This window comes from Streptomyces sp. NPDC046862 (assembly GCF_040704615.1).
Lineage (GTDB): Bacteria > Actinomycetota > Actinomycetes > Streptomycetales > Streptomycetaceae > Streptomyces.
Genome location: NZ_JBEYXP010000005.1, coordinates 230,191 through 255,047, shown reverse-complemented (window position 1 = coordinate 255,047; position 24,857 = coordinate 230,191). Strand labels below are relative to the sequence as shown.

Annotated in this window: 20 protein-coding genes; 16 read left to right on the top strand and 4 right to left on the bottom strand. The window is 71.3% G+C overall.

The annotated features are described in order from the left end of the window. Positions 1-40: 40 nt before the first annotated feature. The 4 genes from AB0959_RS07955 to AB0959_RS07940 all read left to right on the top strand — a co-directional run bounded on the left by AB0959_RS07955 (position 41) and on the right by AB0959_RS07940 (position 5,877). Positions 41-3,310 carry a S41 family peptidase gene (locus tag AB0959_RS07955; RefSeq protein ID WP_366825439.1) on the top strand — a complete coding sequence of 1,090 codons (3,270 nt, stop codon included), beginning with the start codon at positions 41-43 and terminating at the stop codon, positions 3,308-3,310. Between the two features lie 288 nt (positions 3,311-3,598). Next, entirely contained in the window at positions 3,599-3,952 is a 354-nt protein-coding gene (locus AB0959_RS07950) for a histidine triad nucleotide-binding protein (protein WP_366825438.1), read from the top strand. 6 nt (positions 3,953-3,958) lie between these two features. After that, positions 3,959-4,864, top strand: coding sequence for a ribonuclease Z (locus AB0959_RS07945; RefSeq protein WP_366825436.1), 906 nt, complete (start codon positions 3,959-3,961; stop codon positions 4,862-4,864). Between the two features lie 20 nt (positions 4,865-4,884). Next, positions 4,885-5,877 (top strand): adenosine deaminase, encoded by a 993-nt coding sequence (locus tag AB0959_RS07940; RefSeq protein ID WP_366825435.1) that lies wholly within the window; start codon positions 4,885-4,887, stop codon positions 5,875-5,877. A 261-nt stretch (positions 5,878-6,138) separates the two neighbouring features. Here AB0959_RS07940 and AB0959_RS07935 read toward each other — a convergent pair whose 3' ends face one another. Further along, positions 6,139-6,945 (bottom strand): IclR family transcriptional regulator, encoded by an 807-nt coding sequence (locus tag AB0959_RS07935; RefSeq protein ID WP_366825434.1) that lies wholly within the window; start codon positions 6,943-6,945, stop codon positions 6,139-6,141. 137 nt (positions 6,946-7,082) lie between these two features. Here AB0959_RS07935 and AB0959_RS07930 point away from each other — a divergent pair, with 137 nt between their 5' ends. From AB0959_RS07930 to AB0959_RS07880, 11 genes are all read left to right on the top strand, one after another. Beyond that, on the top strand, positions 7,083-8,378 hold the full coding sequence (locus AB0959_RS07930; RefSeq protein ID WP_366825433.1) for a glucarate dehydratase family protein: 1,296 nt from the start codon (positions 7,083-7,085) through the stop codon (positions 8,376-8,378). 153 nt (positions 8,379-8,531) lie between these two features. Further along, positions 8,532-9,647, top strand: coding sequence for a PfkB family carbohydrate kinase (locus AB0959_RS07925; RefSeq protein ID WP_366825432.1), 1,116 nt, complete (start codon positions 8,532-8,534; stop codon positions 9,645-9,647). 263 nt (positions 9,648-9,910) lie between these two features. Further along, positions 9,911-12,067, top strand: a complete 2,157-nt coding sequence (locus AB0959_RS07920) for a PhoH family protein (protein ID WP_366825431.1) — start codon at positions 9,911-9,913, stop codon at positions 12,065-12,067. Positions 12,068-12,079: 12 nt separating this feature from the next. Next, complete coding sequence (gene ybeY, locus AB0959_RS07915; protein ID WP_366825430.1) at positions 12,080-12,577, top strand: rRNA maturation RNase YbeY; 498 nt, start codon at positions 12,080-12,082, stop codon at positions 12,575-12,577. Next, the gene (locus tag AB0959_RS07910; protein ID WP_366825429.1) at positions 12,574-13,887 is read left to right on the top strand and encodes a hemolysin family protein; all 1,314 of its coding nucleotides are present in this window, start codon (positions 12,574-12,576) and stop codon (positions 13,885-13,887) included. The genes ybeY and AB0959_RS07910 overlap by 4 nt, the downstream gene beginning before the upstream one ends. Further along, on the top strand, positions 13,884-14,243 hold the full coding sequence (locus tag AB0959_RS07905) for an MmcQ/YjbR family DNA-binding protein (protein WP_366825428.1): 360 nt from the start codon (positions 13,884-13,886) through the stop codon (positions 14,241-14,243). The genes AB0959_RS07910 and AB0959_RS07905 overlap by 4 nt, the downstream gene beginning before the upstream one ends. A 178-nt stretch (positions 14,244-14,421) precedes the next feature. Then, a complete protein-coding gene (locus AB0959_RS07900) occupies positions 14,422-14,775 on the top strand; it encodes a cytidine deaminase (RefSeq protein ID WP_366825427.1) in 354 nt (117 codons plus the stop codon). Positions 14,776-15,001: 226 nt separating this feature from the next. After that, positions 15,002-16,633 carry a hypothetical protein gene (locus tag AB0959_RS07895; RefSeq protein ID WP_366825426.1) on the top strand — a complete coding sequence of 544 codons (1,632 nt, stop codon included), beginning with the start codon at positions 15,002-15,004 and terminating at the stop codon, positions 16,631-16,633. A 673-nt stretch (positions 16,634-17,306) separates the two neighbouring features. Continuing rightward, on the top strand, positions 17,307-17,783 hold the full coding sequence (locus AB0959_RS07890) for a hypothetical protein (protein ID WP_366825425.1): 477 nt from the start codon (positions 17,307-17,309) through the stop codon (positions 17,781-17,783). A gap of 289 nt (positions 17,784-18,072) precedes the next feature. Further along, positions 18,073-19,431, top strand: a complete 1,359-nt coding sequence (locus AB0959_RS07885; protein ID WP_366825424.1) for a beta-xylosidase — start codon at positions 18,073-18,075, stop codon at positions 19,429-19,431. Positions 19,432-19,550: 119 nt separating this feature from the next. Beyond that, entirely contained in the window at positions 19,551-20,498 is a 948-nt protein-coding gene (locus AB0959_RS07880; RefSeq protein ID WP_366825423.1) for a DUF916 domain-containing protein, read from the top strand. Between the two features lie 63 nt (positions 20,499-20,561). Here the strand turns inward: AB0959_RS07880 and AB0959_RS07875 are convergent, their stop codons facing one another. Together AB0959_RS07875 and AB0959_RS07870 are read right to left on the bottom strand one after the other, a co-directional pair. After that, complete coding sequence (locus tag AB0959_RS07875; RefSeq protein ID WP_366825422.1) at positions 20,562-20,900, bottom strand: P-II family nitrogen regulator; 339 nt, start codon at positions 20,898-20,900, stop codon at positions 20,562-20,564. Further along, the gene (locus AB0959_RS07870; protein WP_366825421.1) at positions 20,897-22,246 is read right to left on the bottom strand and encodes an ammonium transporter; all 1,350 of its coding nucleotides are present in this window, start codon (positions 22,244-22,246) and stop codon (positions 20,897-20,899) included. Before AB0959_RS07870 ends, AB0959_RS07875 begins: the two co-directional genes overlap by 4 nt. Positions 22,247-22,442: 196 nt before the next feature. On the opposite strand from AB0959_RS07870, the gene era reads away from it, so the two are divergent. Beyond that, entirely contained in the window at positions 22,443-23,420 is a 978-nt protein-coding gene (gene era, locus AB0959_RS07865; RefSeq protein WP_366825420.1) for a GTPase Era, read from the top strand. On the opposite strand, the gene AB0959_RS07860 is transcribed toward era, so the two are convergent. Then, positions 23,417-24,826, bottom strand: coding sequence for a S28 family serine protease (locus AB0959_RS07860; RefSeq protein WP_366825419.1), 1,410 nt, complete (start codon positions 24,824-24,826; stop codon positions 23,417-23,419). The two genes, era and AB0959_RS07860, sit on opposite strands and share 4 nt — an antisense overlap. Positions 24,827-24,857: the final 31 nt, after the last annotated feature.

Genomic DNA, 24,857 nt, shown 5'->3' with positions numbered 1-24,857 from the left:
ACCCCTCCCAAGAACGTCGGCCGCTGCCTAGAGTGAGCTGGTGACACAGCCTGCAGCCTCTGCATCTCCCGCGTATTTCCGGTTTCCGCACCTGCACGGCGAATCGGTCGCCTTCACCGCCGAGGACGACGTCTGGGTCGCGCCTCTCGACGGCGGCCGAGCCTGGCGGGTCAGCGCCGACAACGTCCCCGTCAACCATCCGCGCATCTCCCCGGACGGCACTACCGTCGCCTGGACCTCCACCCGCGACGGAGCCCCCGAGGTCCACATCGCCCCCATCGACGGCGGCCCGTCGAAGCGCCTGACGTACTGGGGGAGTTGGCGGACCCAGGTGCGCGGCTGGACACCCGACGGCAAGGTCCTCGCGCTCAGCACACAGGGCCAGGCCAGCCTCCGGCGCAGCTGGGCGCGTGCCGTCCCGCTCGACGGCGGACCGGCGACCACCCTGCCGTACGGGCCCGTCGGCCACGTCGCGTACGGGCCGAGCACCGTACTGCTGTCCGCGCCCATGGGACGCGAGGCCGCGTGGTGGAAGCGCTACCGCGGCGGCACGGCGGGCAAGCTGTGGATCGAGCGGGAGGGTGAGGACGGGGAGTTCGTACGGCTGCACGCCGACCTCGACGGGAACATCGAGTACCCCATGTGGGTGGGAGATCGGGTCGCCTTCCTCTCCGATCACGAAGGGGTCGGGGCCCTGTACTCGTCCCTCGCCGACGGGTCCGACCTGCGACGGCACACTCCTCATGGGGGCACCTCCCGCTCGAGCGAAGTCGAGAGTGGGGGAGGGTTCTACGCCCGGCACGCCGCCACCGACGGGACCCGCGTCGTGTACGCGTCCGCCGGTGAGCTGTGGCTCCTCGACGACCTGGACGGCGCCGAGCCGCGGCGGCTGGACATCCGGCTCGGCGGGCAGCGCGTCGACCTGCAGCCGCATCCCCTGAACGCGAGCCACTGGTTCGGGGCGGGCTCGCCCGACCACACCGGCCGGGGCAGCGCGATCTCCGTGCGCGGCGCCGTCCACTGGGTCACCCACCGCTCCGGCCCGACGCGCGCGCTCGCCGCCGAGCACGGTGTACGGGCCCGGCTGCCGATCACCTTCCGCGCGGACGGCGAGGAGTGGGTGGTGTGGGTGACGGACGCCGAGGGCGACGACGCCCTGGAGTTCGCCCCGGCGACGGGGGTCGCACCCGGCGCCACCCCGCGACGGCTCGCCGCCGGGCAGCTCGGGCGCGTGCTCGGGCTCGCCGTGGCTCCCGACGGAAGCCGGGCCGCCGTCGCCTCGCACGACGGCCGCGTCCTGCTCGTCGAGCGGGAGAGCGGTGAGGTGCGCGAGGTCGACCGCAGCGAGGACGGCGAGGTCTCCGGGCTGGTCTTCTCGCCCGACTCCGCCTGGCTCGCCTGGTCCCACCCCGGCCCGAGTCCCCTGCGTCAGCTCAAACTGGCCAACACCGCCGACCTCTCGGTGACCGAGGCGACGCCACTCCGCTTCCAGGACTACTCGCCCGCCTTCACGCTGGACGGCAAGCACCTGGCGTTCCTGTCGGCGCGCTCCTTCGACCCGGTCTACGACGAGCACGTCTTCGACCTGGCGTTCGTCGGCGGCTCACGTCCGCACCTCATCACGCTCGCCGCGACCACCCCGTCCCCCTTCGGGCCGCAGCGCCACGGCCGCCCCTTCGAGGCGCCCGACAAGGACGAGACCCCCGACAGTGAGGGCGCCCCCGCGACCCGTATCGACCTCGAAGGACTCGGCGACCGGATCGTGCCGTTCCCCGTCGAGGCCGCGCGCTACACGACGCTGCGGGCCGCCAAGGACGGCGTGCTGTGGCTGCGGCACCCGGTGCGCGGAGTGCTCGGCCACTCCCGGGCCACGCCCGACGACCCCGAGCCCAAGACCTCGCTGGAGCGGTACGACCTCGCCCAGCAGCGCGTCGAGTACCTGGCCTCCGACGCCGAGCGGTTCGCGGTCAGCGGCGACGGCAAGCGGGTGCTGCTGTGGACCGACGGCAAGCTCAAGGTCGTCCCCAGCGACCGGCGCGCCTCCGGGGACGAGGACAGCGACACCAACATCACCGTCGACCTCGCCCGGGTACGGCAGACCGTCGACCCGGCCGCCGAGTGGCGCCAGATGTACGACGAGGCCGGCCGCTTCATGCGGGACAACTTCTGGCGGCCGGATCTCGGCGGAGTCGACTGGGACGGCGTGCTGGACAGGTACCGGCCCGTGCTCGGCCGGGTCGCCACCCACGACGACCTGGTGGACCTGCTGTGGGAGGTGCAGGGCGAGCTCGGTACGTCGCACGCGTACGTCACCCCGCGCGGCGGCGGAGGATGGGGCGACCGGCGGCAGGGGCTGCTCGGCGCCGACGTCTCCCGGCACGAGGACGGCCCCCAGGGGGCGCCCCTGTGGCGCATCGACCGCGTCCTTCCCTCGGAGACCTCCGACCCCGAGGCGCACGCGCCACTCGCCGCGCCCGGCGTCGCGGTACGGGCCGGGGACGCGATCATCGCCGTGGGCGGGCAGGCCGTGGACCCGGTGACCGGGCCGGGGCCACTGCTCGTGGGCACGGCGGGCAAGCCCGTCGAACTGACCGTCCTGCCCGCGGGAGGCGGGGACCCCCGGCACACGGTCGTCGTGCCCATCTCCGACGAGGAGCCCCTGCGCTACCACGCGTGGGTGGCGGACCGGCGGGCGTACGTGCACGAGAAGTCCGGCGGCCGGCTGGGCTACCTGCACGTGCCCGACATGCAGGCGCCGGGCTGGGCGCAGATCCACCGCGACCTGCGGATCGAGGTGGCGCGGGAGGGCCTCGTGGTCGACGTCCGCGAGAACCGTGGCGGGCACACCTCCCAGCTGGTCGTCGAGAAGCTGGCCCGGCGGATCGTGGGCTGGGACGTGCCGCGCGGGATGCGGCCGTACAGCTACCCGGGGGACGCCCCGCGCGGGCCCGTCGTCGCCGTCGCCAACGAGTTCTCCGGTTCCGACGGGGACATCGTGAACGCGGCGATCAAGGCGCTCGGGATCGGGCCGGTGGTCGGTACGCGGACGTGGGGTGGCGTCATCGGGATCGACAGTCGCTACCACCTCGTCGACGGCACGCTCGTCACCCAGCCGAAGTACGCCTTCTGGCTGGAGGGGTACGGGTGGGACGTCGAGAACCACGGTGTCGACCCCGACGTGGAGGTCGTGCAGGCGCCGCAGGACCACGCGGCGGGGCGGGACACGCAGCTGGACGAGGCGATCCGCCTCGCGCTGGCGGCGCTGGAGGAGACGCCGGCGAAGACGGCTCCTGTTCTGCCGGAGTTGTAAGGCGAGGGTGGGGTGGGGCGAGGGGGTGTTTCGCCCCCGCCGCCCCTACCCGTCAGTGGGGATCGGCACGGTTTTCAGGGGCGCGGGGCTGTGTCGATATGCGGCTCCGCCGCGTGGGCGCGACCAGCCCCCACCCACCCGCACACAACCAACCCACCCCAGAAACCCCCCACCCCGGGGGTCTGGGGGCGCAGCCCCCGGGATGGGACGGGTAGGGGCGGCGGGGGCGGACAACCCCTCGCTACGATGCCCGTACGCGATCAATCGGCGGCGAGCGAGGAGGCACGCATGGCAGGGGAGCCGCAGGACGACTGCCTGTTCTGCAAGATCGTGGCGGGGCAGATCCCGGCGACCGTGGTACGGGAGACGGAGACGACCGTCGCGTTCCGGGACATCAACCCGCAGGCACCGACACACGTGCTGATCATCCCAAAGGTCCACTACCGTGACGCCGCGTCCCTCGGCGCCGCCGAACCCGGCATCGCCGCGGACATACTGCGCGAGACCGGCGAGGTGGCCGCGGAGGAGAAGCTGGAGAGCTACCGCGTCGTGTTCAACACCGGCAGCGGCGCAGGCCAGACCGTCTTCCACGCGCACGCGCACGTCCTCGGCGGGCGCGGGCTCGAATGGCCTCCCGGGTAAGTCGCCGTGTCCGTACGCGAACTCGTGGTCCTGGGCACCGCCAGCCAGGTCCCCACCCGGCACCGCAACCACAACGGCTACGTGCTGCGCTGGGACGGCGAGGGCATCCTGTTCGACCCGGGTGAGGGCACGCAGCGGCAGATGCTGCGTGCCGGGGTCGCCGCGCACGACCTGCACCGGATCTGTGTGACCCACTTCCACGGGGACCATTCGCTGGGCCTGGCCGGTGTCATCCAGCGCATCAACCTCGACCGTGTCCCGCACGACGTGACCGCGCACTACCCGCGCTCAGGGAAACGGTTCTTCGACCGGCTGAGGTACGCGACCGCGTACCGCGAGACCGTCCAGCTGGTGGAGGCGCCGGTCGCGGAGGACGGTGTCCTCGCCGCCACCCCCTCCTACAGCCTGGAGGCACGCCGGCTCTCCCACCCCGTCGAGTCGTTCGGGTACCGGCTCGTCGAGCCCGACGGGCGGCGCATGCTGCCGGAGCGGCTGTTCGCGCACGGGATCAAGGGGCCGGACGTCGGGCGGATACAGCGGGAGGGGGCGCTGGGAGGCGTCTCGCTCGGGGACGTGAGCGAGGTGCGGCGCGGGCAGCGGTTCGCTTTCGTCATGGACACCCGGCTGTGCGAGGGCGTCTACGCGCTGGCCGAGGGGTGCGACATGCTCGTCATCGAGTCGACGTTCCTCGACGAGGACATACAACTCGCCGAGGAACACGGACATCTGACGGCTGGTCAGGCAGCCCGCGTGGCACGGGACGCGGGAGTGCGGCATCTCGTGCTGACGCACTTCAGTCAGCGGTACACCCAGCCCGAGGAGTTCGAGCGGCAGGCGCGGGCGTCCGGGTTCGAGGGGGAGTTGACCGTGGCGCACGACCTGTTGCGGGTGCCGGTGCCGAAGCGCAGATAAAACGGCCGTACGATGCCTTGATGTCCCTCCCGAAAGCTGAACTGCACCTGCACATCGAAGGCACCCTGGAGCCAGAGCTGGCGTTCGCGCTGGCCGCTCGGAACGGGGTCGCGTTGCCGTACGCCGACACGGAGGAGCTCCGCGAGGCGTACCGGTTCGAGGATCTGCAGTCCTTCCTGAACCTGTACTACGAGCTCATGGCCGTCCTGCGGACCGAGCGGGACTTCGAGGACCTGGCCGAGGCGTATCTGGTCCGGGCCGCGGCGCAGGGTGTGCGGCACGCCGAGATCTTCTTCGATCCGCAGGCCCACATCGCGCGGGGCGTGGGGATGGGGACCGTGGTGGAGGGGCTGTGGCGTGCGCTCGGGTGGAGCGAGTCGACGCACGGGATCTCCACCCAGCTGATCATGTGCTTCCTGCGGGATGAGTCCGCCGAGTCGGCGATGGAGACGCTGGACGCCGCGAAGCCCTATCTCGACCGGATCGTGGGCGTCGGGCTCGACTCCGCGGAGGTCGGGCATCCGCCGGTGAAGTTCCGGGAGGTGTACGAGGCGGCGGCCGCTCTGGGGCTGCGGCGGGTGGCGCACGCGGGGGAGGAGGGGCCGCCGTCGTACATCGTCGAGGCGCTGGACGTGCTCGGCGTCGAGCGGGTCGACCACGGGTTGCGGTGCATGGAGGACGAGGCGCTGGTGGAGCGGCTCGTGCGGGAGCGGGTGCCGTTGACGTTGTGCCCGTTGTCGAACGTCCGGCTGCGGACCGTGGATGTCCTCGCCGACCATCCGTTGCCCGCGATGCTGGACGCCGGGCTGCTGTGCACCGTCAACTCCGATGACCCGGCCTACTTCGGCGGCTACGCCGGCGACAACTTCGACGCGGTGCGGTCGACGCTGGGGCTGAGCGAGGAGCGGTTGCGTGAGCTGGCCCGCAATTCGTTCCTGGCGTCCTTCCTGGAGCATGACGAGGAGCGCCGGCGGCGGTATCTGGCGGAGGTGGAGGCGTACGAGTTCGGTTAGGGCGGGGGCGGTCTCGTCTGCCGGGTTCCTGCCGGTGGTCTGGTGCGGGTTCGTTGTGGCTGGTCGCGCAGTTCCCCGCGCCCCTGAGGGGGCGCGTCCCCTGGGGGCGTGGAGTGGGTGCGGCGCCGTTGGGGCTGGGGCGCCGGCGGGGCTTTTCAGGGGCGCGGGGAACTGCGCGACCAGCCACAGACCACCCGCAGCCGCCCACCAACAGAACCCGGCAGACGGGACGGAACCCCCAGCCGGCCGCACCGAACCAGTTCAGCGCCAGCTCGGAGCCCCCGCTGAACCGCCGGGGGCGGCCGCCTCCGCCTTCGCCCTGATCTCCCGCATGACCGCGATGATCTGTTCCTCATGGCTCGCGGAGAGCCGGGCCACCGGTACCGAGCAGCTGATCGCGTCCTGCGCGGGAGCGTCGTAGCGGAGGGCGAAGCCGAAGCCGACGATGCCGGGGACGCCCTCCTCGCGGTCCACGGAGTAGCCGCGGGCGCGGGTGGCCGCGAGGTCGGTCAGGAGGGACTCACGGGTGGTGTGGGTTTTGGGGGTGAGCCGGGCGTACGGCGGCTCGGGGAGGAAGTCGTCAGGGCGTTCGGCCAGGAGGGCCTTGCCGAGGGCGCCCGCGTGGGCGGGCAGACGGCGGCCCACGCGGCTGATCGTGCGCAGGTACTCGTGGGACTCGCGGGTCGCGAGGTAGGCGACGTCCGTGCCGTCCAGCCGGCCCATGTGGATCGTTTCGCCCAGCGCGTCGGAGGCCTCGTCGAGATAGGGGCGTACGACGCGGACGCGCGGGTCGGAGTCCAGATAGCTCGTGCCGGTGAGCAGGGCGCGGATGCCGATGCCGTAGAGGGAGCCCGTGGTGTCCGTACGGACCCAGCCGCGGCTGATCAGGGTCTGGAGCAGGGCGTACATGGAGCTGCGGGGGACGTGGAGCTCGTCCGCCAGTTCCTGGAGGCGCGCGGGACGGTCGCCGCGGGCGGCCAGGAGCTCCAGGAGGTCGACCGTGCGGGCGGCGGACTTCACCTCGCGCACACCGCGCTCGTCCGCGCGCTCGTCCGTGGGTTCCGACATGAGCAGATCGTAAGGGGACGGCGCGCGAGCCATTGACGGGTGTTGTTCGTGTATCTAGCCTCCATCTTCATACGTGGATGATGTCTACGTACGGAGACGGGATAACGGGTCCCGTAGTGATCCTCAGGAGCCGCCCTGTGAGCCGCGATCTGACCATCGCCGACGTCCGCCTGACCCCGATCCTCGTCGCCGATCCGCCCCTGCTGAACACCTCGGGGGTGCACCAGCCCTACACCCCGCGGCTGATCGTGGAGGTGGTGACCGCCGACGGGATCTCCGGGTTCGGGGAGACCTACGGCGACGGCAAGTACCTGGAGCTCGCCCGGCCCCTCGCCGAAGAACTGGTCGGTCGTCAGGTCTCGGATCTCGGTGGGTTGCTGGCCGTCGCCGAGGGCGTCTCCGTGGACAGGGCCCGGGTCGACAACCAGCTCGACGTGGGCGGGCAGCGCGGGGTGCAGACCGCCGACAAGCTGCGGCTGTCCGTCGCGTCCGGGTTCGAGGTCGCCTGTCTCGACGCGCTGGGCAAGGCGCTCGGGCTGCCCGTGCACGCGCTGCTCGGCGGCAAGGTGCGGGACGCGGTCGAGTACAGCGCGTATCTGTTCTACAAGTGCGCCGCTCACCCCGAGGGCGTGGCCTGCGAGAAGGACGACTGGGGGGCCGCCGTCGATCCGGCCGGGATCGTCGAGCAGGCGCGGAAGTTCACGGAGCGGTACGGGTTCACGTCGTTCAAGCTCAAGGGCGGGGTCTTCCCGCCCGAAGAGGAGATCGCCGCCGTACGCGCCCTCGCCGAGGCCTTCCCCGGGCATCCACTGCGGCTCGACCCCAACGGGGCTTGGTCCCCGGAGACGTCGGTCAAGGTCGCGGACGCCCTGCGCGACGTACTGGAGTACCTGGAGGACCCGACGCTCGGCACGCGCGCGATGGCCGACGTCCACGGACGCACCGGCGTACCGCTCGCCACGAACATGTGCGTGACGACCTTCGCGGAGATCAAGGAGGCGTTCACGGCGAACGCCGTCCAGGTCGTCCTGTCCGACCACCACTACTGGGGCGGACTGCGCAACACACAGCAGCTCGCCGCCATCTGCCGCGCCTTCGGAGTGGGGGTGTCCATGCACTCCAACACCCATCTGGGGATCTCGCTGGCCGCGATGACCCACGTCGCCGCGACCGTGCCCAACCTCCACCACGCCTGCGACTCCCACTACCCCTGGCAGTCCGAGGACGTGCTCACCGAACGGCTCACGTTCGAGGGCGGTCGGGTCGCCGTCTCCGACGCGCCGGGCCTCGGTGTCGAGGTCGACCGCGAGAAGGTGGACTTCCTCCATCGGAGGTGGCTCGACGACGACGGGTCGCTGCGGGACCGCGACGACGCGGCCGCCATGCGGGTCGCCGACCCCGGGTGGGTCCCTCCGGCCGTGCCCCGCTGGTAGGGGCGGTCTTCCGCTCCGGGGTCGGGGTGGGCGCCCGACCCGGAGCGCGTGCGCCGTCGTACGACGCGAGGGGTGGCTCCGGCGTGAGGGGCGGCGCCGTGTGAGGCGGTTGGTGCACACTGGCCTGATCCGCATCACGCCAGGGAGCACACCGTGACCGCGTCCAAGGGAGAGCGAACGCACCGCCGGCCCCAGGTCGACCCCCTCGCCGCCCTGCGCACACCTGACGACCCGCCGTGGGACGTGTACCTGATCGGCACCGTCTTCCTCGACATCGTCTTCACCGGGCTCGACTCCGCCCCCGTGCGCGGGACCGAGTCCTGGGCGCGCGGGATGGGGTCGAGCCCCGGTGGCGTGGCCAACATGGCGACCGCGCTGGCCAGGCTCGGCCTGCGCACGTCCCTCGCGGCGGCCTTCGGGGACGACCACTACGGGGAGTACTGCTGGGACGCGCTGGAGCAGGGCGAGGGCATCGACCTGAGCCCGTCCCGCACGGTCCCCGGCTGGCACTCCCCGGTCACCGTCTCCATGGCGTACGAGGGCGAGCGCACGATGGTCTCCCACGGTCACGAACCACCGCCGGAGGATCAGACCGCGCCGGAGTTCCCACCCTTCGCGCGCGCCGCCGTCGCGTCCCTGACGCCCGGAGTACGCGCCCCCTGGATCGCGCAGGCCGCAGGCAAGGGCACCCGGATCTTCGCCGACGTCGGCTGGGACGACACCGGGCGCTGGGACCTGGCGGGGCTCGCCGACCTCGAACACTGCGAGGCGTTCCTGCCCAACGCGGCGGAGGCGATGCGCTACACCGGGGCCGACTGCCCGCGTGCGGCCGCGCGCGCCCTCACCGAGCATGTGCCGCTCGCCGTGGTCACCCTCGGTGCGCAGGGGGCGTACGCCGTGGACGGGCGGACCGGCGAGACCGCCGAGGTGCCGGCCATCGCCGTCGAGGCGATGGACCCGACGGGGGCGGGGGACGTGTTCGTGGCGGGCTTCGTGGCCGGGACGCTGGCAGACTGGCCGCTGGAGGACCGGCTGGCCTTCGCCGGGCTGACGGCCGCGCTGTCGGTGCAGGAGTTCGGGGGCTCGCTGTCGGCTCCCGGGTGGTCCGAGATCGGCGCGTGGTGGCGGCGGGTGCAGTCCCTTGAGGGCCAGGACCCGACTGCCCTGCGGCGCTATGCCTTCCTGGAGGACCTGCTGCCCGGCGAGGAGGCCCAGCCGTGGCCCTTGCGGCGGGCGGTGCCGACGATCGGGTTCCGGCGCTCGGCGTGAGCGCGTGGCGGTCCAGTGGGGTTGGTCTCGCCCCCGCCGCCCCTACCCGTCCCATCCTGTCCCTGGGGGCTGCGCCCCCAGACCCCCAATCGGCCTGACGGCCTCGTCCTCAAACGCCGGACGGGCTGATAATCAGGCGAACCAACCACCGTGAAAAGTCCTACGGTGTTGTCAGTCCCCCGGCGTACCCTGGAAACCGCCAGACCGCCCATGGGGCGGGCGAGTCGATCGAGGAGGACGAGCAAGGCCTACAGAGCCGGCCCATGACTCAAACACCCACAGCTCACACCCCCGCGCAGGAGCAGGCGAGAGCGCAGTTCACCGTTCCGGCCGCGCACCCCATGGTGACCGTGCTGGGTTCCGGGGACCGTCTCCTGCGCGTGATCGAGAAGGCCTTCCCGGCGGTCGACATCCATGTCCGGGGCAATGAGATCAGCGCGCTCGGCGAGGCCGGTGAAGTGGCCCTCGTCCAGCGCCTGTTCGACGAGATGATGCTGGTGCTCCGCACCGGGCAGCCGATGACGGAGGACGCAGTGGAACGCTCGATCGCCATGCTCAGGGCGAGCGAGAACGGGGAGAGCGACGGCCAGGAGACCCCGGCCGAGGTGCTCACGCAGAACATCCTGTCCTCGCGCGGCCGCACGATCCGCCCCAAGACGCTCAACCAGAAGCGGTACGTCGACGCCATCGACAAGCACACCATCGTCTTCGGCATCGGCCCCGCCGGTACGGGCAAGACCTACCTCGCCATGGCCAAGGCGGTGCAGGCCCTGCAGTCCAAGCAGGTCAACCGCATCATCCTGACCCGCCCGGCGGTGGAGGCGGGGGAGCGGCTCGGCTTCCTGCCCGGCACGCTCTACGAGAAGATCGACCCCTACCTGCGCCCGCTCTACGACGCGCTGCACGACATGCTCGACCCCGACTCCATCCCGCGGCTGATGGCGGCGGGGACCATCGAGGTCGCGCCCCTGGCGTACATGAGGGGCCGAGCTCAACCGATCTTCACAAACGTCCTGACCCCGGATGGCTGGCGGCCCATCGGCGATCTCCAGGTCGGTGACCTCGTCGTCGGTTCAAACGGCGAGCCGACCCCGGTCCTCGGCGTTTACCCGCAGGGCGCGAAGGACATCTACCGAGTCACTGCGCAGGACGGCTCTTGGACGCTGTGCTGCGGCGAACACCTGTGGACGGTCCGCACGGCCGCCGACAAGCGCCGTGACAAGCCGTGGCGGGTCCTGGAAACCCAGGAGATGATCGGCAACCTACGGGCGGCGCACGCACGGCGGTACGAGTTGCCGCTGCTCACGGCGCCAGTGTGCTTCCCGGAGCGTGAGGTCCCCATGGACCCGTACGCGTTGGGGTTGTTGCTGGGCGACGGTTGCCTTACTGGTTCCACGACTCCCGCCTTCTCAACGGAGGATCCCGAGCTGGCCGGGGCACTGGAAGCGGCGCTGCCCGGCGTCGCGATCCGGCACAAGGGTGGACCCGACTACGTCCTCAATCGGATCAAGTCCCCCGGCGACGTGATCACCTTGGAGAACCCAGTCACGCGGGTTCTACGAGAGCTGGATCTGCTGCGCACCCGCTCGCACACCAAGTTCGTCCCGGACGACTATCTGTACAACTCGTCCGACGTACGGCTGGCCGTTCTGCAGGGGCTGCTGGATTCCGACGGCGGTCCCGTCGCGCAGAAGGACCGGACCTGCCGTATCCAGTACACGACCACCTCGATCGTGCTCCGGGATGACGTGATCTCCCTCGTGCGATCGCTGGGCGGAGTCGCGTACACCCGCCGCCGGGACGCCGCGGGCCGCAAACCAGGTCTCGCGAAGGGCCGGGACGTCGGATACCGATATGACACCCACGTCATTGACATCCGCCTCCCCGAAGGCATCGAGCCCTTCCGTCTCGCCCGCAAGCGGGACAAGTACCACGCGGCCGGGGGCGGCGGACGCCCGATGCGGTTCATCGACAGCATCGAGCCCGCGGGCCGCGAGGAAACCGTCTGCATCCAGGTGGCGGCCGAGGACTCCCTCTACGTCACCCAGGACTACCTGCTGACACACAACACCCTCAATGACGCCTTCATCATCCTGGACGAGGCCCAGAACACGAGCCCCGAGCAGATGAAGATGTTCCTCACCCGCCTCGGCTTCGACTCGAAGATCGTGATCACGGGTGACGTCACCCAGGTCGACCTGCCGAACGGCACGAAGAGCGGTCTGCGCCAGGTGCAGGAGATCCTGGAGGGCGTCGACGACGTCCACTTCTCGCGGCTGTCGTCCCACGACGTCGTACGGCACAAGCTGGTGGGCCGTATCGTCGACGCGTACGAGAAGTACGACAGCCAGAACGGCACGCAGAACGGCACCCCCAAGGGTGGCCGTGGCAAGGCCGGACACGGGCACAAGGGGAAGTAGACCAGCACGACCATGTCGATCGACGTCAACAACGAGTCCGGAACCGAGGTCGACGAGCAGGCGATCCTCGACATCGCCCGCTACGCGCTCGCGCGGATGCGCATCCACCCGCTCTCCGAGCTCTCGGTGATCGTCGTGGACGCCGACGCCATGGAGCAGCTGCACATCCAGTGGATGGACCTGCCCGGCCCGACGGATGTCATGTCATTCCCGATGGACGAGCTGCGGCCGCCGGCGAAGGACGACGACGAGCCCCCGCACGGGCTCCTCGGCGACATCGTGCTGTGCCCCGAGGTCGCCGAGAAGCAGGGCAAGGACGCGGAGACGCAGCACACCATGGACGAGGAGCTCCAGCTGCTCACCGTCCATGGCGTGCTGCACCTGCTCGGCTACGACCACGAGGTGCCGGACGAGAAGGCCGAGATGTTCGGCCTCCAGGCGGCCATCGTGGACGGCTGGCGTGCGGAGAAGGGCCTGACCGGCCCCTCCCCGGCCCCCACCGTGTCATGAGCGCATCGCTCGTCACCGGCGCCGTCGCCCTGGTCGTCGTCGCCTGGCTCGCCGCCTGCGCCGAGGCCGGTCTCGCCCGCGTCTCCAGCTTCCGCGCCGAGGAGGCCGTACGGTCCGGGCGGCGCGGCAGCGCCAAGCTCGCCCAGGTCGCGGCCGACCCCACCCGCTACCTCAACGTGGCGCTGCTCGTGCGCGTCGCCTGCGAGATGGCGGCCGCCGCGCTCGTCACGTACGCCTGCCTTCAGGAGTTCACCAAGACCTGGCAGGCCCTGGTCGTCGCCATCGGCGTGATGGTCCTCGTGTCGTACGTCGCCGTCGGCGTCTCGCCGCGCACCATCGGCCGCCAGCATCCGCTCAACACGGCCACGGCCGCCGCGTACGTGCTGCTCCCGCTGGCCAGGATCATGGGCCCCATCCCGCCCCTGCTGATCCTCATCGGTAACGCGCTCACCCCCGGCAAGGGCTTCCGCCGCGGCCCCTTCGCCTCCGAGGCGGAGCTGCGTGCGCTGGTCGACCTGGCCGAGAAGGAGTCCCTGATCGAGGCCGAGGAGCGCCGTATGGTGCACTCCGTCTTCGAGCTCGGCGACACCCTCGTGCGCGAGGTCATGGTCCCGCGGACCGACCTGGTCGTCATCGAGCGCTTCAAGACCATCCGCCAGGCCCTCACCCTGGCCCTGCGCTCCGGCTTCTCCCGCATACCGGTCACCGGCGAGAGCGAGGACGACATCGTCGGGATCGTGTACCTGAAGGACCTGGCCCGCAAGACGCACATCAGCCGGGACGCCGAGTCCGAACTGGTCTCCACCGCCATGCGGCCCGCCGCCTTCGTCCCCGACACCAAGAACGCGGGCGACCTGCTGCGCGAGATGCAGCAGGAGCGCAACCACGTCGCCGTCGTCATCGACGAGTACGGCGGCACGGCCGGCATCGTCACCATCGAGGACATCCTCGAGGAGATCGTCGGCGAGATCACCGACGAGTACGACCGCGAGCTGCCCCCGGTGGAGGAGCTCGGCGAGGACCGCCACCGCGTGACCGCCCGCCTCGACATCGGCGACCTCGGCGAGCTGTACGGCATCGAGGCGTACGACGACGAGGACGTCGAGACGGTGGGCGGCCTGCTCGCCAAGGCGCTGGGGCGCGTGCCGATCGCCGGTGCCTCCTCGGTCGTCCCCCTGCCGGACGGCCGGGAGCTGCGCCTGACCGCCGAGGCCGCCGCCGGCCGCCGGAACAAGATCGTCACGGTCCTCGTGGAGCCGATCGGGCCGTCCGATCCCGTGGAGGGGGAGAAGGAGAAGGAGTCCGAGTGACGCCCCAGGAACTGCGCGCGTTCTGTCTGTCCTTCAACGCGGCCGTGGAGGACTTCCCGTTCAACCCGGAGACCTCCGTCTTCAAGGTCCTGGGCAAGATGTTCGCCCTGTCGTACCTGGACGGACGCCCCCTCACCGCCAACCTCAAGTGCGACCCGGAGGACGCGGTCCGGCTGCGGGACGAGTACCCCGGCCTGATCATCCCCGGCTGGCACATGAACAAGCGCCACTGGAACACGGTGACGGTCGACGGCGACCTCCCGGACCGCGTCGTCCGCGAGCTCGTCGAGGACTCGTACGACCTGGTGGTGGCCGGCCTGCCGCGCGCCGAGCGGCTCCGGCTGGACCGGGCCTGAGATCGCTCCTCCCCGGGCTCCGGTCAGGACTGGGCCCGTGCTGGCTCTCGCCCCGTGCGTGACACCGTGCCCAGGCCCACGGCGATGAACTCCGGTGGCGGTGCAGGGGCCGTGGCTGGGTGGGGCCGTGGCGGGGTGAGTGGGCCGGTGGGCGCGGTGGCTACGTATGCTCGGGGCCATGACCGACAGCAGCGCGCTTGACCCCGAGGACCGCAAGATCGTCACCCTGGCCCGGTCGGCCCGGGCTCGCAACGGGGTGCCCGAGGGGGCGGCCGTACGGGACGACACGGGGCGTACGTACGTGGCCGGGACCGTTGCCCTGGACTCGCTGCGGTTGAGCGCGCTGCGCACGGCGGTCGCGATGGCCGTGGCGTCCGGGGCGAAGTCGTTGGAGGCGGCCGCGGTGGTCACGGAGGCGGAGAGCGTGCCGGAGGAGGACCGGGCGGCGGTACGGGATCTTGGTGGTCCGGGGACGCCGGTGCTGGTCGCTGGGCCGGACGGGGTGGTGCGGGGCGTCGGCACGGCGGGTTGAGAGGGTGCGACACAGCCCCGCGCTCCTGAAGAGGGCACCCGAATGGGCGACTACCCCCTGCGCCGCGTGGGCCGGAAACTGAAGTCAGCGCTGATTCGTGCTGTCACACCGTCTTGGAGCGAACTCACCCAAACGGGTTATGCCCGGAACCAAGGAACAGCGCGATGATCGCCGATGATGGGGATCGCCCGGGGCAATGGCTCAAGTAACGCTGTGAGGACGCAACATGACGGTGGAGGCCGGCACGCAGACCGAGCGCGTCGAGGGGCGGGTGTGGACGGTGCGTCTGGACCCCCACGGCCGCCCCTCCGACGGAAGAGTGCGGCTCTCCTGCTCCCGCGTGGCCTGCGCTGATCAGCATTTCCCCGGCGGCACCGTTGCGGGGCGCAAGGCCGCGGTCGAACACGTCAACCTGCACCTGGCCCGCATCCGCTCAGGAGGCGGGCCGCGTGGCGAGGCGTGGTGCGCGTGCCGTGCCGCCGACTGCGCGTGGCACACTCCCACCTCCGACGCCGCCCGACCGCGCGGCGGGGCGCGGTCGGCGGGGGCGGTGCGGTGCGGCGGTCCGGTGGTACTGACGGTGTCCGCGGACCGTGCCGGAAGGCTGTGGCGGATCGCGGAGACGTGCGCACGGTGCGCGGCCGCCATTCCCGACTGCCGTGTCCTGGACACCGCCCCGCCCCCGGCGCGCACCACCCCGGCGGGGGCGGATCAGGCAGCGGTGAAGCCGGATGTGGAGGGGCGGACCGCACGCGGCACGTCCACGGATGGCATGGCGGCGGTGTTCTCCGACCACACCACTCCATCCCCGGTGGCGGCTGCATCCGCGGCCGCCACACCGGGTTCGTTCCCTCGTGCCCGCGCCGCCTCACCGGCCAGAGCGCCCCGGCGCGCGAAGCGAGGGGGGAAGATCGCGCAGCGGATCGTGCCGCACGACCTGGAGCCCGACGTTCTGCGCCTGGAGCTCATCGAGCTCGGGGACGCGTTCCGCACCTATCAGCAGTGTCCCGAGCCCGATCTCGCCCTCCTCGCCACCCTCCACGAACGCAAGGCGCGCGCCTTCCGCCTCTGGGCCGACGTGAGTGACGACGACTCCCTGCGCCACGAGGCGGACCGCGCCGAGAAAGCCGCGCAGACCACCCGCGAGATGCACGCCAACCGCGGCGGTCTGCCCGCCGGCGACGACCAGCCGGTGGTGGAACGGCTGCTGACCCGGCAACAGGCCGTGCACGCCCGCACCGTGCTGGACCACGTCTGCGCCCACACCCCGCGCCCGGAGGCCGAGGTGCGCCTGGCGGTGCTCATGCTCACCCTGCGGGCCGCGCGCGCCGGCACCGGGAACGTCACCGGACAGGACCTCGTCGGCTGGCTCAAAGACGATGCCGAGCGGGTACTTCAGCAGCTGGTCGCGGCCGACTGGCTGCACCTGCCCGGCACTGTCGCCGAGGTGATGGCCTCCCGTCCCGAGGACCCCACCGCGTTCACCGTCCCCACGCTGCTGCCCGAGCAGCCCCGCCTGTTCGCCTTCGGCAAGACCACCCGCTCGAAAATCTCCGGCTGGGCACAGAAAGCCGTGGGCGACCGGAAGATCCGCAAGAAGAAGCTGGGCGCCACCACCCGGCTTCTGGCCCTGTACACCGCTGCCCACACCCGCCCCGACGGACGTCTCGGAAGCGCCGAGGACGGCGGACTCCACCTGGACCAGGTCGCCGCGTTCTGCGCCCTGCCCCCCGACCAAGTCGCCGAGCACGCCGGGCTCCTGGTCACTGCCGACTGGCTCGCCGAAGCCGATACCGCCGGAGAACGGCTGCGCGGACAGCTCACCGAGCGCGTCCTGCCGCTGGGCGGGCTGCTGTAACACGCCGCATGTCGAGCCGGCTCGCTGTTCGCCGGTGACTGGAGTTTCGGAGTGGGACGTGCGGGGGCGAATGGGTTTCCCGTCTCCCTCCTGTGACGGGAAACGGGAAGCCCACCGTGACGTGGGCGTTTGGCGGACCGGTCGGGCACGTGCCGTTGCGCGCTCGGCCTGGACCTCACCACCGCGCTCCGCCCTCGGGTGGGAGTGGATCGGCCGGTAGACGGGGCCCGGATGGGCGAAAAGTCGTGCGGGCGCGACAGGGCCCCGGGGCGAGGAATCCGCACCGCGGGGACAGAACGTCGTAACCAGTCCCAAACACAACGCCGCTCGCCGCCCACCCGAGGGCCGACTTCGGCCACTTTCGCGGACGCTTCGAAGAACCGGTGGAGCGTGTCTTGCAATCCCTGCTCGCGCACGCGTCAATGGACCCGTTCTTCCGACGGACCGTCAGATTCCGCCGCGCGGCGTGCCGCACCCCGCCCGCGGTGGATGGTTCGCGCACGCGTCTCCCCGCATCCTCACCGACCCGGCCCCACCTCGCGGTGCCCGCCCTCGCTCACGCACGACGGGCGCCGACCGGTCCGGTGACGAGTCCGCGTGCCCGGACGGCGGACGGTCCGCAGCTCCGTCCCCACATGGCAATTCCCCCCACCAGGGAAGGAACTCGATACAGATGAGACGCAAGCGTTTCGGGGTCAGTGCCGCACTGGTGACCGGGGCGGTCGCCGCCGCCGGGCTCGCCCTCGCGCCCGGCGCCGCGGCCGTCGTACCCCAGTCCGCGACGATCACCGCCGACTGCGGCCTCTACGGCGGCGGCAACGCCACCCTCACGGCCACCCAGAACGGCACCTCCGCCACCATCACCGTCAGCTCCGACGCGATCACCGCTCCCCTCGCCCTCGCCAAGGACTCCATCCAGTCCACCGTCACCATGGTGAAGGCGGGCGGCGGCACGACCGCCTTCACCGGTAAGAAGAACCCGGCGATGGCCGCCGGTGACGGGGTCACGGTCGGGCCGCTCGCCGGTACCGTCGCCGCCGGGGACAGCCTGGAGGCATACGGCGGCTCCCTCAAGATGGTGATCTTCGGGATCACCGTGACCTGTACCGCCAAGGCCCCGCAGTCGCCGGGTCCGTTCGTGTTCGAGTGATCCCTCGCGTGTGCAACGTGTAACCCCTCGCGTGTGCAACGTGTGATCCCTCGCGTGTGCAACGCGTGAAGGCCGGCGCCGTCCCGGGTGGCCTCCGGGGCGGCACCGGTCGGTGTCCCACCTTCCGGGCCCGAGCTCAAGTGGCCTGCCGACGCCCGACCCTGCCAGAAGCTGATGGCCCATCAGTTTGCGTGCCGCGCTTCCATTGACTTCTCACACGACCCGCACATCAATGGCCCCCTGTCGGCGCGGACGAGCCGCTGCGCCCGCATCCCTCAAGGGGGTATCCATGGGATCCACCAGCCGAAGAGGCTTCGTACGAAGGGGCGTCGCACGAAGACGGCGTCTGGCCGCGCTCCTCGGCGCGACCGCGCTCGCCGTCACCGCCGGAGGAGCGCTCGCCGCGCCCGCCGGTGCCGCGAGCGCCCAGTCCGCGGCCGTGGACTTCGCCACGCACTGCGTTCCGCCGCCGATCGCGGGCATCCCGCCCATCGACGGCACCACCACCGCGCAGATCACGGTGGACAAGGCCACGCCCAAGGTGGGCGACACCGTCACCGTGACGTACACGGTGGTCAAGCCCGCCGCCAGCAACCCCACCGAGCTCGACCTGCCGGCCGACATCATGACGCCCACCGGCAAGGTCACCCTGGGCGGGGCGCAGACGGGCAACATCACGGTCGCGGGACCGAAGAAGAACGATCCCGTGCCCGGAAAAGGACCCTTCCCCTCGTTCTCCATGACCGGCACCTTCACGGTCACCGCACCCGGCGCGATCACCCTCTCGCCCGGCGACTACAACATCCACACCAGCTACATCCTCGAACTGGACACCCCCTGCACGGTGACCAACGCGCCCGCGCCGGTCTCCGAGACGGTCACCGCCACGGACGGCAGCGAGACCAACCTCCGTGCCATCTCGCTGGGTTCGGCCTCAGGCAGCCCGGGTGCCAGTGTCACCGTCACCGGCAGCAACTTCACACCGGGGGCGACCGTCACCCTCGCCGGCCGGTCGGGCGGGTCCCAGACCTCGGACAAGGCCACCGTCACCGCGGACGGCCAGGGCGCCTTCAGCGGTGCGCTGACCGTGAACGACAAGACGACGACGGGCGTCGTGGCGTACGAGGGCGACAGCTGGAGCGACAGCAAGGGTGCCCCTCCGGCCGCGTACGTCGTGATCGACGACACGCCCGTCCCCGGGAACAGCCAGAAGCTCAAGGCCAAGGTCACCGCGGGGACGCTGTCCATGAGCCAGGCCGGGGACACCGTCGATCTCGGCTCCGTCGAGTTCGGCTCCGGCGGCACGGCCGACGGCGATCTGCAGACGGTCACCGTCAAGGACCACCGCGGCGGCACCGCCGGCTGGTCGCTGACCGGCAAGGTCACCGACTTCACCGGTCCTGGGGCGAGCATCCCCGCCTCCAACCTGAGCTGGACCCCGGCCTGCGACACCGCGCAGGGCAGCCCGAGCACCTGCCAGGCCGGTTCGGCGGGTTCGGTGGGCGGCGAGGGCGCGACCCTGGCGTCCGCTCCCAACGGCACGGTCACCGGTGGTGAGTTCACCGTGGACGCCAAGCTCTCGCTGAAGGTACCGGCGCCCACGCCGCCAGGTTCGTACACGGGCGTCCTGACGCTCACCCTCACCTGACGGCCGTCGCCTCACCTGACGGCCGTCGCCTCACCTGACAGCTGTCACCTCACGTGGGCCGGGCGCGCACCCGCCCGCCCACCACGTCACCGAGCAACCTTCCGCGGGGGTCCGCACCCATGCGCAAGCCGTTCGCCCTCCTCCTGACCGCCCTGCTGCTGCCCCTGGCGCTGCTGTGGCCGGCCGGCTCCTCGTACGCCGCCGACAACGGCAGCTGGTCCGTGTTCCCCGTCTCCTCCGAGGTGTCCCAGCGGCCGTACTTCTACGTCACCGCCGACCCCGGCACCACGATCAAGGACAAGATCGTCGTCGCCAACAAGACCGGCAGGCCGCTGACGTTCCGTCTCTACGCGGCCGACGCCTACAACACCGCACGGGACGGCGGGTTCGCGGTCCGTACCGTGAAGGAGAAGCAGCGCGGAGTGGGTGCCTGGGCGAAGCCCGCGAAGGGACGGGTGACCGTTCCGGCGCGCGGCTCCGTCACCGTGCCGTTCACCCTGCGCGTGCCCGAGCGGGCCGAACCGGGGGACCACCCGGGCGCGTTGGTCGCCCTCGACGAGCGGATCGACACCGGCGACGGATCGCTCGGGGTCGGCGTGCAGCGGGCCGTGGGCGCCCGCGTCTACCTGCGGGTGAGCGGGCCGACGGTCCCCGCGCTCGCCGTCGAGAAGGTCCGCGTCCGCCATACGCAGCCCCTCGTCCCCGGCCTCGGCGACAGCACGGCGAAGGTCTCGTACACCCTCCACAACACCGGCAACGTCACCCTCAACCCACGCGTCGAGCTGAAGGCCGAGGGCCTCTTCGGCCGTACGCTGCTGTCCCGCGACCTGAAGAAAATCCCCTCGGAGCTGCTGCCGGGGCAGAGCGTGCGCCTCACCGAACCCTGGCACGGCGCGCCCCAACTCGACTGGGGCGACGTCACGTTGACCGCCTCCGCGCAGGACACCCGAGAGTCGGCCAGTGTGTCGTTCTTCGCGCTGCCGTGGCTGGTGGCCGCGGTGGTGGGGGTGGGGCTGGTGGTGGGCGGAGTGGTGTTCAGGGTGCGACGGCGCAGGGCGCTCCCCTGAAGGGCGGCCCCGGGAGGAGGAGCTGTCCCCGGGGAGGAGCCGTCCCCGGGAGGAGGAGCCGCCTCAGAGCGCGTCCGGGCCGCGCTCGCCCGTCCGGACCCGTACGACCGTCTCGACGGGCGTGATCCACACCTTGCCGTCGCCGATCTTGCCGGTCTGGGCGGCCTTGACGATGGCCTCGACGGCCGCGTCGGTGTCCGCGTCGTCGACGACGACCTCGATGCGCACCTTCGGGACGAGGTCGACGCGGTACTCGGCGCCCCGGTACACCTCGGTGTGGCCGCGCTGGCGGCCGTAACCGCTGGCCTCGGTGACGGTGAGGCCGTGGATGCCCATCTCCTGGAGCGAGGTCTTGACCTCGTCGAGGCGGTGGGGCTTGACGATGGCGGTGATGAGCTTCATGCCTGGTTGCTGACCTTCTTCGCGCCGGGGACGCCGGGGACGGACGATGCGGATGCGGATGCTGATGCGGTGACCGGGGCGCCGTGGCCCAGGACGCCGTGATCGTAGGCCGTTTCGGCGTGCACCGTAAGGTCCAGGCCGGTGTGCTCCTGCTCCTCGCTCGCCCGGAAGCCCAGCGTCTTGTCGATCAGCTTGGCGATGCCGTACGTCACCGCGAAGGTGTACGTCCCCACGGCCGCGACCGCCACCAGCTGCTTGCCGAGCTGGGCGAGCCCGCCGCCGTACAGCAGGCCCTCGGCGCCGCCGGTCATGGCCTCGGTGGCGAAGAGGCCGATGAGGACCGTGCCGATGACGCCACCGACCAGGTGGACGCCGACGACGTCCAGCGAGTCGTCGTAGTTCAGCTTGAACTTCCAGCTCACGGCATACGAGCAGACGGCGCCCGCCGCCAGTCCGACCACCAGGGCGCCCAGCAGGGACACCGAGCCGCAGGACGGGGTGATCGCGACCAGGCCCGCGACCGCGCCGGACGCGGCGCCGAGCGTGGTGGGGTGGCCGTCGCGGCGCTGCTCCACGAACAGCCAGCCGAGCAGGCCGGTGCAGCCGGCGGCGAGGGTGTTGAGGAAGGCGGCGGCCGCGAGCCCGTTGGCACCGAGGGCCGAGCCGGCGTTGAACCCGAACCAGCCGAACCACAGCAGACCGGCGCCCAGCATCACCATCGGCAGGTTGTGCGGGCGCATCGCGTCCTTCTTGAAGCCCAGGCGCGGGCCGAGGACCAGGCAGAGGGCGAGGCCGGAGGCGCCGGACGTGATCTCGACGGGAAGACCGCCCGCGAAGTCGAGCGCGCCGAGCTTGTCCAGGATCCAGCCGCCGGGTCCCCAGACCCAGTGGGCGACCGGAACGTATACGAGCAGCGCCCAGACCGGCACGAAGACGAGCCACGCGCCGAACTTCGCCCGGTCCGCGACGGCGCCGCTGATCAGGGCCGCCGTGATGATGGCGAAGGTGAGCTGGAAGGTGGCGAAGAGGACGGTGGGGACGGTGCCCTGGACGCTGTCCGGCCCGAGGCCCGCCATCCCCGCGTGCTCCAGCCCGCCGACGATCCCTCCGCCGATGTCGTCGCCGAAGACGAGGGAGTAGCCGGCGCCCAGCCACACCACCGTGACCAGGGCGATCGACACGAAGCTCATCATCAGCATGTTGAGGACGCTCTTCGTGCGGACCATGCCGCCGTAGAACAGGGCCAGGCCCGGGGTCATCAGCAGGACGAGGGCAGTGGCGGCGAGCAGCCAGGCGGTGTCGCCGGTGTCGATGCGGCCTTCGGCGAGGGCGGCGGCCAGGGTCACGGTGTCTCCCAACGTGGCGGGGGCTCGTCAGAGGGTCACCGGCGCGCGTTTCGCACCGCGTACAGGCGTGTTTCCGTGAGGTTTCGTTGCGTACGGGTTTCCGGAAGCTCACGGTGAGGGGTGGGTGCGGGGCGGGCGTGGGGCGGGTTCGGGCGGCTGTGCGGTCGGGCTTCAAGGATCAGGGAGAATGGTCCCCATGAGCGTTCGTACCCAGTCACCCGAGCCGTCGGAGTCCCCGGAGACCTCGGGGTCCTCGGGCTCCGTCCACCGCGCGGGCTTCGCCTGCTTCGTGGGGCGCCCCAACGCGGGCAAGTCCACCCTCACGAACGCGCTGGTCGGGCAGAAGGTGGCGATCACCTCGAAGAAGCCTCAGACGACGCGGCACACGGTGCGGGGCATCGTGCACCGGCCGGAGGCGCAGCTGATCCTGGTGGACACGCCGGGGCTGCACAAGCCGCGCACGCTGCTGGGCGAGCGGCTCAACGACGTGGTCCGCACGACGTGGGCGGAGGTCGACGTGATCGGCTTCTGCCTGCCCGCGGACCAGAAGCTCGGGCCGGGTGACCGTTTCATCGCCAAGGAGCTGGCGGGGATCAGGAAGACCCCGAAGGTCGCCATCGTCACGAAGACGGACCTGGTGGACTCCAAGGCCCTGGCCGAGCAGCTCATCGCGATCGACCAGCTGGGCAAGGAGCTGGGGATCACCTGGGCGGAGATCGTGCCCGTGTCGGCGACGGCCGGCAAGCAGGTGGACCTCGTGGCGGACCTGCTGATCCCGCTGATGCCGGAGGGTCCCGCGCTCTACCCCGAGGGCGACCTGACGGACGAGCCCGAGCAGGTCATGGTGGCGGAGCTGATCCGCGAGGCGGCCCTCGAGGGCGTACGGGACGAGCTCCCGCACTCCATCGCCGTCGTCGTCGAGGAGATGCTCCCCCGCGAGGACCGCCCCGCCGACAAGCCCCTCCTCGACATCCACGCCAACCTCTTCATCGAGCGCCCCAGCCAGAAGGGCATCATCATCGGCCCCAAGGGCAAGCGCCTGAAGGACGTCGGCATCAAGTCCCGCAAACAGATCGAGGCGCTGCTCGGTACGCCCGTGTTCCTGGACCTGCATGTGAAGGTGGCGAAGGACTGGCAGCGGGATCCGAAGCAGTTGCGGCGGCTGGGGTTCTAGCGTCCGCCCGGCTGGTGGGTTCGGGTTGCCCAGCGGAGGATCGTCTCCGTGGTCTTCGAGCGGTCCTCGAGGGAGAGGTCGGCGAGTCTCACGTGGTGGTCGGTGTCCGGCGCCCAGTAGATGTGGGAGTCGCGGGTGCCCGGGCGGAAGGGCTCGGCCACCGCGGGGTCCTGGGCGCCGTTGAGGAACAGCAGGCGGCTGCCGTCCTCGCGGACCCAGCGGTCGATGTCGGGCATCGCGCGGGCGTCGAAGCGCAACGGGATGTCGCGCGGCACGAAGTTGCGGGGGTCGATGACGTCCGGGTAGCGGAGGAGGCCTGTCAGGTGGGCCGTGGGGACGGCCCCGTACCCCAGCTGGGTGCCCAGTTGGTAGAAGTACGGGATGTAGGACTCCGCGACCGGGTCGGCGTAGACCGGTAGGGCCGCGGTGGCGTCCAGCCAGGTGTACAGCTCGTCCGTCGTCGCGTCCGGGCCGGGCACGGTGGTGCAGTCCGCCGCGCCGCGGTTCTGCCAGAACATCAGCGGCGCGCGCACCACCGCCGTCTCGAAGGCCTTGTCGGCGCCGCCGAGGATACGGAACGTGCCGCCCGTGGACTCCGCCCAGGCCTCATACCTGGCGACCATCTCCTCCCGGAGCAGCAGAAGCTGCCGCTGCACCGCCCGAAGCGCCTCGCGGCAGGAGCGCGTGCCGACGGTCTCGAAGAACCTGAGGTAGGCCGAGTCATCGCGGTCGTCGACGTTGTTCGGCGCCGAGTACACCACCGTGCCGTCCACGTCGTCCGGGTGGAAGCGGCGGTGGTAGACCGACGCCATGCCGCCCTTGCTGCCGCCCGTCGAGATCCAGGCGCCGCGGTACAGCTTCTTGAAGAGCCGCACGATCCTGTGGTGGTCGTCGGCGGCCTGGCGGATGGTCAGCCGGGACCAGTCCGCCGTCGCCGGGCGCGAGGTGCCGAAGAAGCGGTGCTCGACACCGATCTGGTTGCCGTCGAGCAGTTCCGTCGGCTCGGTCCGCCGCGGTGTCAGCGGCACCTCGTAACCCGTGGTGAACAGCACCATGGGACGGTCCGCCGACTTGTGGAGCAGCGTCAGCCGCTGCTCGAACGTCCCTGCCGAGGGATGGGCGTGATCGACCGGCTGGCGCAGGCCCAGGACGAAGAAGCGGTATCCCGGGTCCTGCGCCGGACGCTCCTCGATCACCCGCAGCCCGGGCAGGGCACGCAGGGCGTCCAGGATGTCTCCGCGGCGGGGGCCGTCCGCCGTCACCGTCGCCGAAGTCCCCTGCACGGCGGGCACGGCGGGCACGGCGGGCACGGCCGGCACGGCAGGTGTGGCCGGCGCGGCCGCCGTCAGGGCCAGCACCCCCGTCACGGCCACCGGTATCAGCAGACGCCTGCTCCCTGTGCGCATCGCGGTCCCTTCCCGTGTCCCGGTTGTCGGT